At 67.6% G+C, this 13,433-nt stretch carries 11 protein-coding genes and 1 riboswitch; of the genes, 2 read left to right on the top strand and 9 right to left on the bottom strand.

Annotation, left to right across the window (positions count from 1 at the left end):
• From LRR16_RS19265 to LRR16_RS19255, 3 genes are all read right to left on the bottom strand, one after another.
• A partial coding sequence (locus LRR16_RS19265; protein WP_232206828.1) for a polysaccharide deacetylase family protein occupies positions 1-544 on the bottom strand: 544 nt, incomplete at its 3' end.
• A gap of 111 nt (positions 545-655) precedes the next feature.
• Positions 656-2,062: a nucleobase:cation symporter-2 family protein gene (locus tag LRR16_RS19260; RefSeq protein WP_023263726.1), complete on the bottom strand. Its 1,407-nt coding sequence runs from the start codon at positions 2,060-2,062 to the stop codon at positions 656-658.
• 178 nt (positions 2,063-2,240) lie between these two features.
• Positions 2,241-2,981 (bottom strand): GntR family transcriptional regulator, encoded by a 741-nt coding sequence (locus LRR16_RS19255; protein ID WP_006576976.1) that lies wholly within the window; start codon positions 2,979-2,981, stop codon positions 2,241-2,243.
• A gap of 293 nt (positions 2,982-3,274) precedes the next feature.
• Between LRR16_RS19255 and uraH the strand changes: the two genes are divergently transcribed.
• Together uraH and LRR16_RS19245 are read left to right on the top strand one after the other, a co-directional pair.
• Positions 3,275-3,628 carry a hydroxyisourate hydrolase gene (uraH, locus tag LRR16_RS19250; protein ID WP_006576977.1) on the top strand — a complete coding sequence of 118 codons (354 nt, stop codon included), beginning with the start codon at positions 3,275-3,277 and terminating at the stop codon, positions 3,626-3,628.
• A gap of 31 nt (positions 3,629-3,659) precedes the next feature.
• Positions 3,660-4,868: a urate hydroxylase PuuD gene (locus LRR16_RS19245; protein ID WP_006576978.1), complete on the top strand. Its 1,209-nt coding sequence runs from the start codon at positions 3,660-3,662 to the stop codon at positions 4,866-4,868.
• Positions 4,869-5,205: 337 nt separating this feature from the next.
• Here LRR16_RS19245 and LRR16_RS19240 read toward each other — a convergent pair whose 3' ends face one another.
• From LRR16_RS19240 to xdhB, 6 genes are all read right to left on the bottom strand, one after another.
• Positions 5,206-5,781 carry a TMEM165/GDT1 family protein gene (locus LRR16_RS19240; RefSeq protein ID WP_006576979.1) on the bottom strand — a complete coding sequence of 192 codons (576 nt, stop codon included), beginning with the start codon at positions 5,779-5,781 and terminating at the stop codon, positions 5,206-5,208.
• A gap of 50 nt (positions 5,782-5,831) precedes the next feature.
• Positions 5,832-6,012: riboswitch (yybP-ykoY riboswitch) on the bottom strand.
• A gap of 68 nt (positions 6,013-6,080) precedes the next feature.
• Positions 6,081-7,202: a fatty acid desaturase gene (locus LRR16_RS19235; RefSeq protein WP_232206827.1), complete on the bottom strand. Its 1,122-nt coding sequence runs from the start codon at positions 7,200-7,202 to the stop codon at positions 6,081-6,083.
• Between the two features lie 190 nt (positions 7,203-7,392).
• A complete protein-coding gene (gene guaD, locus LRR16_RS19230) occupies positions 7,393-8,724 on the bottom strand; it encodes a guanine deaminase (protein ID WP_232206826.1) in 1,332 nt (443 codons plus the stop codon).
• A 69-nt stretch (positions 8,725-8,793) separates the two neighbouring features.
• The gene (locus tag LRR16_RS19225) at positions 8,794-9,849 is read right to left on the bottom strand and encodes an adenosine deaminase (RefSeq protein WP_023263723.1); all 1,056 of its coding nucleotides are present in this window, start codon (positions 9,847-9,849) and stop codon (positions 8,794-8,796) included.
• A gap of 60 nt (positions 9,850-9,909) precedes the next feature.
• Positions 9,910-10,980, bottom strand: a complete 1,071-nt coding sequence (xdhC, locus tag LRR16_RS19220; RefSeq protein ID WP_232206825.1) for a xanthine dehydrogenase accessory protein XdhC — start codon at positions 10,978-10,980, stop codon at positions 9,910-9,912.
• A 32-nt stretch (positions 10,981-11,012) separates the two neighbouring features.
• The gene (xdhB, locus tag LRR16_RS19215) at positions 11,013-13,421 is read right to left on the bottom strand and encodes a xanthine dehydrogenase molybdopterin binding subunit (RefSeq protein ID WP_232206824.1); all 2,409 of its coding nucleotides are present in this window, start codon (positions 13,419-13,421) and stop codon (positions 11,013-11,015) included.
• Positions 13,422-13,433 lie beyond the last annotated feature (12 nt).

Here is a 13,433-nt window from a genome sequence, read left to right as displayed (position 1 = left end):
AGCCGCCGTGCTCGACCACCAGGCGGCGCGTGTTCGGGCTGTCGCGGCCGGTGTACCAGCCCAGCGGCGCGCTGCCGGTCAGCTCGCGGATGATCTGCATCGCGATGCGCATGTGCTCGCGCTCGGTCGCCTCGTCGATGTTCTGGTAGTGGATCCAGCGCCAGCCATGGCAGGCGATCTCGTGGCCCAGCTCGACGAAGGCGCGGGTCAGCTCGGGGTGGCGCTGCAGCGCCATCGACACGCCGAAGATCGTCAGCGGCAGGCCGCGCTGCTCGAACTCGCGCAGGATGCGCCAGACGCCGGCGCGCGAGCCGTATTCATAGATGCTCTCCATGCTCATGTGGCGGTCGGGGTAGGCCGCCGCGCCGACGATCTCGGAGAGGAACTGCTCGGAGGCCGCGTCGCCGTGCAGCACGCAGTTCTCGCCGCCTTCTTCGTAATTGAGCACGAACTGCAGCGCAACGCGGGCGCCGCCGGGCCATCGGGCGTGCGGCGGCTGGCTGCCGTAACCGATCAGATCGCGTGGATAGTTATGGTTTGTCATCAGGGTCACTCGGGTTGTCAAAACAGGCCGCACGGCATCGACCCGGCGCGCGCCGCCGCCGCGGCGGCAACAACGGCCACAGCGGCGGCGCGTGCAAACGCACGGCTGGCCTTACTCCGTGCCGTGGCTGTTGGCGGCCGCGTTGCGCATCGCTTCGTCGGCCGACTGCATGCCGTTGTAGAACAGGTTCAGCGCCACCGCGACCACCGTGCCCAGCACGATGCCGCTGTGCGTGATCGCATGCGTCCAGCTCGGCAGGTACTGGAAGAACGTCGGCGACAGCGTCGGGATCATGCCGAAGCCGATCGAGATCGCGACGATGAACAGGTTGTGGCGGTTGCGGGTGAAGTCGCACGAGCCCAGGATGCGGATGCCGGTCGCGGCGACCATGCCGAACATCACGATGCCGGCGCCGCCCAGCACGAACTGCGGCACCGAGGCGACCACGTGCGCCATCTTCGGGAACAGGCCAAAGGCGATCAGGATCAGGCCGCCCGCCGCGGCGACGTAGCGCGAGCGCACGCCGGTCACCGTGACCAGGCCGACGTTCTGCGAGAACGAGGTGTACGGGAAGGTGTTGAACACGCCGCCGATCACCGTGCCCAGGCCGTCGGCGCGCAGGCCGCGCGTCAGGTCGGCGTTGGACAGCCGCTTGCCGGTGATGTCCGCCAGTGCAAGGAACATGCCGGTCGATTCGACCAGCGTGATCACCATCACGATGCACATCGACAGGATTGCCGAGAAGTGGAAGGTCGGCATGCCGAAATGCAGCGGCGTGATGACGGCCACATAGCTGGCCTCGTGCAGCCCTTCGAACGACACCTTGCCCATCGCCATCGCGATCAGCGTGCCGGCGATGATGCCCAGCAGCACCGCGCAGTTCGACACCAGGCCGCGGCCGTACTTGGTCAGCAGCAGGATGATGACCAGCACCGCGCCGGCGATGCCCAGATTGGTCAGGTCGCCGTAGGCGAGGTTGGGCACCTCCTTGACCACGCCGTCGATCACCGAGCGGGTCGTCGGCTGGCCGCCCGCGGCCCAGTTGATGCCGACCCGCATCAGCGACACGCCGATCAGCGTGATCACGGTGCCGGTCACCACCGGCGGGAACAGGCCCAGCATCCGTCCCATCATCGGCGCGATCAGGATGCCGAACAGCCCGGACGCGATCACCGCGCCATAGATGCCGAGCAGGCCGATATTGGGATCGGTGCCGATCGCGATCATCGGCGCCACCGAAGCGAACGTCACGCCCATCATCACCGGCAGCCGGATGCCGAACTTCCAGAAGCCGAACGCCTGGATCAGCGTGGCGATGCCGGCGGCAAACAGGTCGGCGTTGATCAGGAAGGCCAGCTGGTCCTTCGGCAGCTTCAGCGCGCCGCCGACGATCAGCGGCACCGCCACGGTGCCCGCGTACATCACCAATACATGCTGCAGCCCGAGCGCGAGCAGCCGGCCCGAGGGCAGCCGCTCATTGGTCAGGTCCGTGGGGACCGTGGTGCTTGCGCTTGTCATTGTGTTTGTCTCCTCTCCGATGGTTGGACGTTTGCTGGGCGTCCGCATGCCTTCTGTTATGTCCGGCCCGATCGTTGGGAACGACTCGGGCCCGGTCCCGCTGCCGGCACCTAGAGGGTGCGCGTGGCTGGGCGGGCGGTGAAAGCTGGGCGGGACGCCGGCAGGGTGGAACAGCGTGCTAGGTGGAGCGTCCCAGCACGCTGCGAAGGTCGAAGCTGCCCGGGTCGTCGGGCTGTACGCGGTCGGCGCAGGCGCCGAGATGGTGCGCCATCCGCGATTGCGCCAGGGCGGCGTCGCCCTGTTCCAGCGCATCGAGAATGGCTTCGTGTTCGTCGAAGGAGCAGGCGTTGTTGCCCGGCGCCTCGACGCTGGCGATCATCAGCGTGGTGCGCGACACCAGCCGGCGCATCATCGTGACCAGCAGCGCGTTGCCCGACAGCTCGGCCAGCGCGGTATGGAATTCGGCCGACAGGCGGATCCACTTGGGACGCTCGTTGTTCAGGAAGGCCTGCCGCTCCTGCTGGACCATCTGCCGCACCGGCGCGATCACGCTGCGGACATTGCGCTGCGCGGCGAGCTTCTCGAGCACGGCGCGCTCGAGCATCTGGCGCAGTTCGAACATGTCGTGCGCCTCGTCGGTGGAAGGGCTGGCGATGAAGGCGCCGCGATTGGGCTCGAGATCCACCATGCCGTCGGCCGCGAGACGGGCCAGCACCTTGCGCACGGTGTGCCGCGCGGTGGCATAGATCTCGCAAAGCGAATGCTCGGTCAGCTTGGTGCGCGGCGGCAGCCGATGCTCCATGATTGCGTCGTAGATCTCGTGATACATGCGCTCCTCGACCGAGCCCTTGCGCGGCTTCGTTTCGTTGGGCGCGGCGCCTTCATCGGCGCCGGCAATCAGCTTGAGAGTCTTGGACATCGTGGCACCCGCTGGTGGACGGTTCGGCCGCGCATCGCTCGATGGCGCCGATCCAAAAATTGTTGACAATTATTTGGTTGTGCATTCAATATTGTCAACAAAACCGAACCAGGTTTTCGACAACTACGGGTAATCCCGCAGTTGTCATCCGGATTGGTGCAGCGCATTGTCGCCATGCACCCGTTCTGCGCCGGGATGCGTTGAAAAGACGTACCGAGCGGGCACCATACCCACAAATGGTGCTAGTGAAGGCAGCGGCGCCTCTCACCACCCACGTGCTAAGGAACCAGACCATGGGACGCTTGACCACCCACGTTCTCGACACCGCCGCAGGCATTCCCGGCCAAGGCCTGTCGATTACCCTTTCCAAAATTGTTGACAATCGCCGCGAAACGCTGAAGACCGTTGTGACCAATCACGATGGCCGTTGCGATCAGCCGCTGCTCGAAGGGGCCGACTTCGCCGTCGGCGTCTATGAGCTCGAATTCGGCGCCGGCGATTATTTCCGTGCGCGCGGGGTGCAATTGCCCGAGCCGGCCTTTCTCGACGTGGTGACGCTGCGTTTCGGCATTGCCGATACCAGCGCGCATTACCACGTGCCGCTGCTGGTGTCGCCGTGGTCGTACTCGACCTACCGCGGCAGCTGATCCGCGCAGCGAGGGAAACAGGAGACAAGAGATGGAAGGCTACATTCTCGACTGGGCCAATCTGCTGCTGCGCTGGGCTCACGTGATCACCGCGATCGCGTGGATCGGCTCGTCGTTCTACTTCGTCTGGCTGGACAACAGCCTGCAAAAGCCGGTCGATCCCGAACTGGTGGACAAAGGGGTCGGCGGCGAACTGTGGGCCGTGCACGGCGGCGGCTTCTACAACCCGCAGAAATACCTGACCGCACCGAAGAAATTGCCCGAGAACCTGCACTGGTTCTATTGGGAGTCTTACTCGACCTGGATGACGGGCTTCGCGCTGCTGGTGGTGCTGTACCTGTTCAACGCCAGCACGTTCCTGATCGACAAGAACGTCTACGACATGTCGCCGGGCGCGGCGGTCGGGCTGGCGATTGCCTATCTGGCGGTGGGCTGGGTGGTCTACGACTGCATCTGCCGCGTGTTCGGCAAGAACGATCGCGTGGTCGGCATTCTGGTCGCGCTGTACGTGGTGCTGGCCGCCTATGTGGCCTGTCACGTGTTCTCGGGCCGTGCGGCGTTCCTGCTGACCGGCGCGATGATCGCCACGATCATGAGCGCCAACGTGCTGGTGTGGATCATCCCGGGGCAGCGCAAGACTGTCGCGGCGATGCGCGAAGGCAAGCCGGTCGATCCGATCCACGGCAAGAACGCCAAGCAGCGCAGCGTGCATAACACCTATTTCACGCTGCCGGTGCTGTTCGCGATGCTGTCGAACCACTACAGCATGACCTACGCGCACAAGTACAACTGGGTCGTGCTGGTGCTGATCATGCTGGCCGGCGTGCTGATCCGCCAGTTCTTCATCCTCAAGCACAAGGGCAAGATCAATGTCCTGTGGCCCGCCGCCGGCGTCGCCGCGTTGGGCGTGGTCGCCGTGATGATCGCCCCGCAGCCCCGCCAACCGGTCGCCGCGCAGCCGGACGGCGCCACCGCGACCAAGGTCAGCTTCACCAAGGTGCAGGAAATCATGAACGCGCGCTGCGTGCAGTGCCATGCCGAGGCGCCGAAGATGATGCCGACCGCGGCCAAGGGCATCAAGCTGGAGACGCCGGACGAGATCAAGGCGCACGCCCAGCTGATCTATCAGCAGGCCGTGCAGCAGAAGGCGATGCCGCTGGGCAACGTCACGCAGATCACGGACGACGAGCGCGCGCTGCTGGGCCAGTGGTTCGAGGCCGGCGCCAGCACGACGCAATAACCCACCGATCGGTGATCGACGGTCCGGTGGCCGCGCAGTCGGCGACCGCAGTACCGGACCGGCGAGGGTTTGAACGGGGCGAAAGCCCCGTTTTTTTATTGCGTTGGCTCGCCTGGCACTCGCATGACGCGTGCGTTCACGGCGTCTTAACTGACACTGCGGACATCGGTTTCGCGTGCCGGCTACTCCCAGGGATTGACGATCGTGATACCGCAGTCGACGAAGTCCCTGGTATTGCGCGTGGCGACGATGGCGCTTCCACCGTTGCGACCGCACGTGACGGGAGAATCGGCAAGAGCCGGCGACCGGCATTCCGTGGCCGAAGCGCGTGGCAGGATCAGCCCCCGATATCCATCAGCGCCACCACCCCCAACACGACGAACACCGCCGCGGCGATGCGGTGGACCAGCTTGATCGGCAGCCGGTGCGCGAAGCGTTCGCCCAGCAGCACCGCCGGCACGTTGGCCAGCATCATGCCGATCGTGGTGCCGGCGACCACCGCGAGGATATCGGTGCTGAAGCGGGCGGCGAGAGCGACCGTGGCGATCTGGGTCTTGTCGCCCATCTCGGCGAAGAAGAACACCACCACGGTCGCGCACAGTACGCCGAACGCGCCCTTGACTGCCTTGGGCTTTTCGGTCTCGTCGAGCTTGTCGGGGATCAGCATCCATGCGCCCATCGCGATGAAGCCGAGGCCGAGGATCCAGCGCAGCAGCGCCGGGCCGACCATTTGCGTGATCCAGCCGCCGAGGGCGCCGGCCAGGCCATGATTGACCAGCGTCGCGATCAGGATGCCGAGGATGATGGGGATGGGCTTGCGGTAGCGCGCAGCGAGAATCAGCGACAGCAGTTGGGTCTTGTCGCCCATTTCCGCGAGGGCGACGATACCGGTCGAGACGAGCAGGGATTCCATTCGTTGTTTTCGGAGCAGCGGGCCGGACGCATCGCGAGATGCCAATGACGTGCGTTTTCCCCGGCCCAGCCGAAAAACGACGTCATCGGTCTCGCCAGGCCCTGGAACAGGCATTGCACCGTTCCGAAGCTGCGCACGCCATAACCGCAAGCGGTCAAGTCTGTTGACGTACGCCCCTGTCGCACAACGCGGTGTCGCGCGGCAGGGCGGCTACTCCCCAATGGGAAGCGCGATTATAGCCAGTCTGCAAGGCGGTCGTCCATACCGGCGCCGATCTCCGCTACGTCGGACCGCGCTCGCTACGCCGGCACCGGCGACGGCGCGGTGGTGCGGCGGCCGCGGAAATCGGTCCAGCACAGCGCGTGGAAGTCGTACAGCTTGCAGCGGCGCGCGGTATCGAAATACCAGCGCCACGAGAAGTTCTGCACCACGATGCGGCCGGGCAGCGCCTGCTCCAGCAGCGCCTGCGCGCGCTTGAGCCGGTACAGGGGCACGCTCATGTCGACGTGGTGGGCGGTGTGTTCCATGATGTGGTGAAGCAGCGTGCCGACGCCATGGCGAAAGCGCAGATGGACCGTGGTCGACACGAAGGGCTGCGCGCGCGCCCACATCGCCTTGCTGTGGTACCAGGCCACGCTTTCATGGGTATGGTGGACATACAACACGAAGCCCACCGTCGCGTTCCAGACCAGGAAGGGCACGGCGAAACCGGCGGCCAGCAGCAGCGCGACCGACTGCTGCGTCGCCATGGCCAGCCAGACCAGCGTGCCGATCCACAGCGCCGCGAAGGCGGCCACCAGCAGGCAGTCGGCGAGGAAGATCCGGCGGCGTGTCGCCATCTGCCGCCGGCTGGGGAAGAACAGCTTCAGCCACCAGATCTCGATCAGGTAATACAGCCCGGCGCCCAGGCCGTTGCGATACAGCCGCTCCAGCGCGCGCCGCCACCAGGGCAGCGCCGCGTACTCCTGCATCGAATACGGGGCCCAGACGAAATCGAAGCCCTTCAGGTTGGTGTAGCCGTGATGGACGACGTTGTGGCCGACCTCCCACAGGCTGTACGGGGTCAGTGACGGCAGGAAGGCGATCCGGCCCAGCCATTTGTTCAGGCCGCGGCGCGGCGTCAGGCTCTGGTGGCAGGCATCGTGGCCGAGGATGAACAGGCGCGCGATCAGCACGCCGGCCAGCACGCCGAGCGCCAGCTTGGCGAGCCAGTGCGATGCCATCACGAGCGCGGCGAGGGCCGCGACAAACAGCGCCGCGTCGAGCGCGAACAGCAGCAGTGCGCGCGGCGTGCTGCGCTCGGACAGCGGAATCAGCCAGCTGCGGATGACCTTGCGGGGTGGCAGCGGAGCGTGGGGCGACAGCGGTTCGGGTGGAGCGCCGGATGGAACGGCATCGGCGGGTGCAACAGGTGTGGTCATATCGGGATCGGCATTGTCGAATGGCGCGGGCCAGCGTAATGCAGATCGATGACGACGGCCTTGATCGGGGTCAAGCCAAGGCGAAAGCCGCTGGGTCCCCGCATGCGCGGGGACGACAGGCGCATGTGGGAACCCGCGTCGTCCCCGCGAAGGCGGGGACCCAGTGTCTTCAGAATGGCTGCCGTACGCGCTATGCCGCAGCGGTTTCCGCCCGCTCGCCCATCACGTAGACGCTGTCGATCACCCGATCGTCACCCAGCATTGCGAACGCGAACAGCTGCTCCTCGAGCGTTTCCGAGCGCGCGCTGCGGCGGGCCAGCAGCGGCGTGGCCTCCGGGTCCAGCACGATGAAGTCGGCCTCGTTGCCCGGCGCGAAGCTGCCGACGCGGTCGTCCCAGCCGAGCGCGTCGGCCGGCGCGCGCGTGGCCAGGTAGAACATCCGCAGCGCGGTCAGGTGGTAGCCGCCCATCCGCGCGACCTTGTGCGCGGCGTTCATCGTGCGCAGCATCGAGAACGAGGTGCCGCCGCCGACGTCGGTGGCCAGCGTCAGATTGAGCCGATGCGAGTCCGACTGGTGGAAGTCGTAGAGGCCGCTGCCGAGGAACAGGTTCGAGGTCGGGCAGTGGGCGACCGCCGCGCCGGTGTCGGCCAGCCGGCGGCGATCGTCGTGGTCCAGGTGGATCGCATGGCCGTAGAAGGCGCCCGGACGCAGCAGGCCGTATTGGTCGTAGACGTCCAGATAGCTGCGCGCCTGCGGGAACAGCTCGGCGACCCATTTGACCTCGTCGCGGTTCTCGGCCACGTGGGTCTGGATCAGCGCATCGGGGTAGGCGCGCGCCAGCTCGCCGCAGGCGGCCAGCTGCGCCTCGGTCGAGGTCGGCGCGAAGCGCGGCGTGATCGCGTACGACAGGCGGCCCTTGCGGTGCCAGCGCGACAGCAGGTCTGCCGATTCGCGCGCGCCGGACTCGGCGGTGTCGCGCAGGAAGTCAGGACAGTGGCGGTCCATCAGCACCTTGCCGGTCGCCAGCCGCAGATTGCGGCGATGGCTCTCGGCGAACAGCGCGTCGGCCGAGGCCGCATGCACGGTGCTCCAGACCAGCGCGCTGGTGGTGCCGTTGCGCAGCAGCTCGTCGGCGAAGAAGCTGGCCACGCCGGCCGCGTACTCGGGCTCGGCGAAGCGGCGCTCCTCGGGGAAGGTATAGGTGTCAAGCCAGTGCAGCAGGCCCGGCGACGGCGACGCGATCATGTCGGTCTGCGGGTAGTGCACGTGCGTATCGATAAAGCCCGGCACGATCAGCTTGCCGCGATGGTCGATCACCTCGGTGCCCGGCGCGATCGACGGTGCCAGCTCGGCGTAGGGGCCCCCGGCCACGATGCGGCCGTCCGCGACCAGCAGCACACCGTCTTCCCAATACTGATACGCGTCATCATGGAATTGCGGATCGCGCAGGAAATGCAGCACGCGGCCGCGGATGGCGCGCAGGGTACCGTTCGGGGAAGGGGAGCTGGTGGTCTGGTTCATGGTCGTGGGGTTGGGAAAGGCCGGCGCGAGGCGCCGGCCGATGTTGCGCCGGTCAGCGCCGCAACGGCATCAAGCCGTCGCCGCGCGCGCCGGCTCCGGGGGACTGGCCGATTGCCAGAAGCGGTCCACTTCGGTCAGGTATTCGGCCTTCAGGGCCGGCCGCAGGAAGCTCGCCTCGAAGCTGTTGCGGGCGAGCCGGTGCGCGTCGGCGGCGTCGAGCGGCAGCGCGTCGAAGGTCGCTTCCCAGTTCGCGTTCATGTAGCCGCCGAAATAGGCCGGGTCGTCCGAATGGATCGTCACCGCGACGCCGGCGTCCAGCAGCGTCTTCAGCGAGTGGTCGCGCAGGTCCGGATAGACCTTGAGCTTCTGGTTCGACAGCGGGCAGACCGTCAGCGCGATGCGTTCGCGCGCGAGACGCTCGACCAGCGCGGGGTCGTCGATCGCACGCACGCCGTGGTCGATCCGCTCGACCTGCAGGATGTCGAGCGCGTCGCGGACATAGTCGGCCGGGCCTTCCTCGCCGGCATGGGCGACGCGATGCAGGCCCAGCTCTTTCGCGCGGGCGAATACCCGCGCGAACTTCTCCGGCGGATTGCCGCGTTCCGACGAATCGAGGCCAACGCCGATGAAGCGGTCGCGGTAGGGCAGCGCCGCTTCGAGCGTGGCGAACGCGTCTTCCTCCGACAGGTGCCGCAGGAAGCAGAGGATCATGCTGCTGGAGAAGTCGTACTGCGTACGGGCCTGGGCCAGCGCGTCGGCGATGCCGTCGATCACGACCTCGATGTCGACGCCGCGCGCGGTATGCGTCTGCGGATCGAAGAAGATTTCCGCGTGGCGCACGTTGTCGGCGACCGCGCGCTCGACGTACGCCATCGTCATGTCGAAGAAGTCTTCCTCGGTCAGCAGCACGCTGGCGCCGGCATAGTAGATGTCGAGGAACGACTGCAGGTCGGTGAACGCATAGGCGGCGCGCAGCGCCTCGACGCTGGGGTAAGGCAGCTTGACCTGGTTGCGCTGCGCGAGCCGGAAGATCAGCTCGGGCTCGAGCGTCCCTTCGATGTGCACATGCAGTTCGGCCTTGGGAGTGCGGCGGATGCGGTCCGCGAGCGCGGCGTCGAGCGTCATGGGGAATCCTTTTTTTCGATGCCGGCATGCTGTCCGTGTTCGAACAGACGGCCGGCGCGGTTACCGGTGGGCGGGGCTTTCGCTGCCGCCCGGTTGCCCGCCGTCCCGCTGCGCTGCCGGTGCGTCGGCGCGCAGCGCGGCCAGGCGCTGATCGCGCACTTGCAGCAGCTGGGCGACGATGGCAACTGCAATCATAGCCGGAGCCTTGTCGGTGATGCCCGCGACGCCGATCGGGCAGGTCATCCGTACGAAGCTGGCGGGGTCGATGCCATGCTCGACCATCCGGTGCTCAAAGCGGGCGCGCTTGGTCTTCGAGCCGATCAGCCCGAAGTACGCGAAGTCGGTGCGCCGCAGGATCCGTTCGCACAGCGCCTGGTCCAGCGCGTGGCTGTGCGTCATCACCAGGAAGTAGCTGCCGGGCGGCGCCTCGTCGACCACCGCCTCGGCCGTGTCGGTGGCCTCGGCCACCACGTTGCCGGGCAGGCCGGCCGGGAACAGCGTGTCGCGCTCGTCGACCCAGTGGACGCTGCACGGCAGCGTGCCGAGCACCTTGACGAGCGCATGGCCGACATGGCCGGCGCCGAACAGCACCACGTGCATCTCGTCCGGGGCCAGCAGGTCGGTCCAGCTGCCGTCGTCGTGCAGCGTGACGGCGGGCAGTGTCGGCAGCGGCGTGCGGTCGAGCGCATGGCGGACCGGCCCGCTGGCCGGCACCGTCCGCGTCACGGTGCGGCGCGCGGCGAAGGCGGCCTCGACCGCGTCCAGCCATTCGAGATCGGCCGGACCCAGCCGCTCGAAGGCGAGCTGCACCACGCCGCCGCAGCACTGGCCCAGCGCGGGGCCGAGCGGAATCCGCACGACGCGGCGCGTGGCATCGGGCGCCAGCGACGAAGGCGCTCCGTGCGCGGCGGCGTCGAGCATCTCGCGCGCGATCGCCATGCCGCGCCATTCGAGATGGCCGCCGCCGATCGTGCCGATCAGATCGTCGCCGGTCACCAGCATGCGGATGCCGGGCTCGCGCGGCGCGGAGCCCTTGACCTCGACGATGGTGACCATCGCCGCCGGCACGCCGGCGCGCACCAGCGCGGCGGCATCGGCAAAGCGGAAGGGCTTGAGCGGGGCGTCCTGCATGATCGCGTCCGATCGATCTGGCGAGCCGGCGCTCACGCTGCGGCGGCCTGACGCACGGCATCGGCCGCGTTCAGGATCGCCTCGCTGGTCGCCGGCGCATCGAGCGGCGGATTGATCCGATAGCCGCCCAGGCTGGCGATGGCATCGCGGATCGCGAAGAACACCGAGAACGGCAGCAGCAGCGGCGGCTCGCCGACTGCCTTCGAGCGGTGGATGCTGTCCTCGGCGTTGCGGTTCTCGAACAGCCTCACGTTGAACACTTCCGGGCAGTCGTTGACGGTCGGGATCTTGTAGGTCGACGGCGCATGCGTCATCAGCTTGCCGTCCTTGTTCCACCACAGCTCCTCGGTGGTCAGCCAGCCCATGCCCTGGATGAAGCCGCCCTCGACCTGGCCGATATCGATCGCCGGATTCAGCGAGCGGCCCACGTCGTGCAGCACGTCCGCGCGCAGCAGCCGGAATTCGCCGGTCAGCGTGTCGACCAGCACTTCGGAGCAGGCCGCGCCGTAGGCGTAGTAGTAGAACGGCCGGCCCTGCAGCTTGCTCTGGTCCCAATGCAGCTTGGGCGTGGCGTAGAAGCCGTCGGACCACAGCTGCACGCGGGCGACGTAGGCCTGGCGCGCCAGCTCGTCGAAGCGCAGGCGCAGCTCGCCCGCGACCACCAGGTCGTCGCCGAAGCGCACCGTCGACGGATCGACGCCGGCCTGGCGCGCGGCGAAGGCGGCCAGCCGCTCGCGGATCTGGCGCGCCGCGTCCTGCGCGGCCTTGCCGTTCAGGTCGGTGCCGGTCGAGGCCGCGGTCGCCGAGGTGTTGGCCACCTTGCTGGTGTCGGTGGCGGTCACGCGCACGCGTTCGAGCCGGATGCCGAGTTCGTGCGCGACCACCATCGCCACCTTGGTGTTCAGCCCCTGGCCCATCTCGGTGCCGCCGTGATTGACCAGCACCGAACCGTCGTTGTAGACGTGCACCAGCGCGCCGGCCTGGTTGAAGTGCGCGACGTTGAACGAGATGCCGAACTTGACCGGCGTGATCGCGATGCCCTTCTTCAGCACCGGGCTTCCGGCGTTGAACGCGCGCGTCGCCTCGCGGCGCGCGCGGTAGTCGCTGCTGGCCTCGAGCTGGTCGAGCAGCTCGTGGATGACGTTGTCCTCGACGGTCTGGCCGTAGGGCGTCACGTTCCGCTCGGTCTTGCCGTACAGGTTGTCGCGGCGCACGTCGAGCGCGTCGCGGCCGACGGTGCGCGCGATATTGTCGAGGATGTACTCGATCGCGAAGGCGCCCTGCGGGCCGCCGAAGCCGCGGAACGCGGTGTTGCTCTGCGTATTGGTCTTGCCGCAGTAGCCGTCGATCTGCACGTGCGGCAGCCAGTAGGCATTGTCGAAATGGCAGATCGCGCGCGTCATCACCGGGCCCGACAGGTCGGCGGAGAAGCCGGCACGCGACACCATCTCGACCGCGACCGCGTCGATGCGGCCCTGCGCGTCGTGGCCGACTTCGTAGTCGAACACGAAGTCGTGGCGCTTGCCGGTGATCATCATGTCGTCGTCGCGGTCCGGACGCAGCTTGACCGGGCACATCAACTTCCACGCGGCCAGCGCCGCGCAGCAGGCGAACAGCGCCGACTGCGATTCCTTGCCGCCAAAGCCGCCGCCCATGCGGCGGCATTCGACCAGCACCTGGTGCACCTGCCAGCCCAGCACATGGGCGACCGCGTGCTGCATCTCGGTCGGATGCTGGGTCGAACACCAGACGTGCATGCCGTCGTTTTCCTTCGGCGCGGCATAGGCAATCTGGCCTTCCAGATAGAACTGCTCCTGGCCGCCGAGCCGGATATGGCCCTTGTCCCGATGCGCGGCGGTGCCTAGCTGCTGGCGCGGCTGGCCGCGTTCCAGATGCATCGGCGGCAGCACGTAGCTGCCGGCCTCGTGCGCCGCCTGCGGCGACAGGATCGGCGGCAGGTCCTCGTAGTCGATCGCGGCCAGGCGTGCGGCGCGGCGCGCGGCATCGTGCGAGGAGGCCACCACGATGAAGATCGGCTGGCCGACGAACTGCACGGTGTCGCTCGCCAGGATCGGGTCGTCGTGGATGATCGGGCCGCAGTCGTTGACGCCGGGGATGTCCTTCGCGGTCAGCACCGCGACGACGCCGGGCGCGGCGCGCACCTTGTCCAGCGCGATCGCGCGGATGCGGGCATGGGCACGGGCGCTGATGCCGAGCGCGGCGTGCAGCGTGCCGGCGAGTTCGGGGATGTCGTCGGTATAGGTGGCCGTGCCGGCCACGTGCAGATGCGCGGATTCGTGCGGACGAGACACGCCGATCTGCGGCGGCGCCTCGGCGGCAATATGCGCGGCGAGGTCGCCGCTGCTGAAGTCCGCCGCCACGGGCGCACCGCCGTTGGCGACACCGGTGTCGAGCAGGAAGGCTTCGGTTTGCTTGTTCATGCCGATCGCTCC

Source organism: Cupriavidus sp. UGS-1, assembly GCF_021213615.1.
Classification (GTDB): domain Bacteria; phylum Pseudomonadota; class Gammaproteobacteria; order Burkholderiales; family Burkholderiaceae; genus Cupriavidus.
The sequence above is the reverse complement of the archived record's forward strand: the minus strand, read 5'-3'. Positions and strand labels throughout refer to the sequence as shown.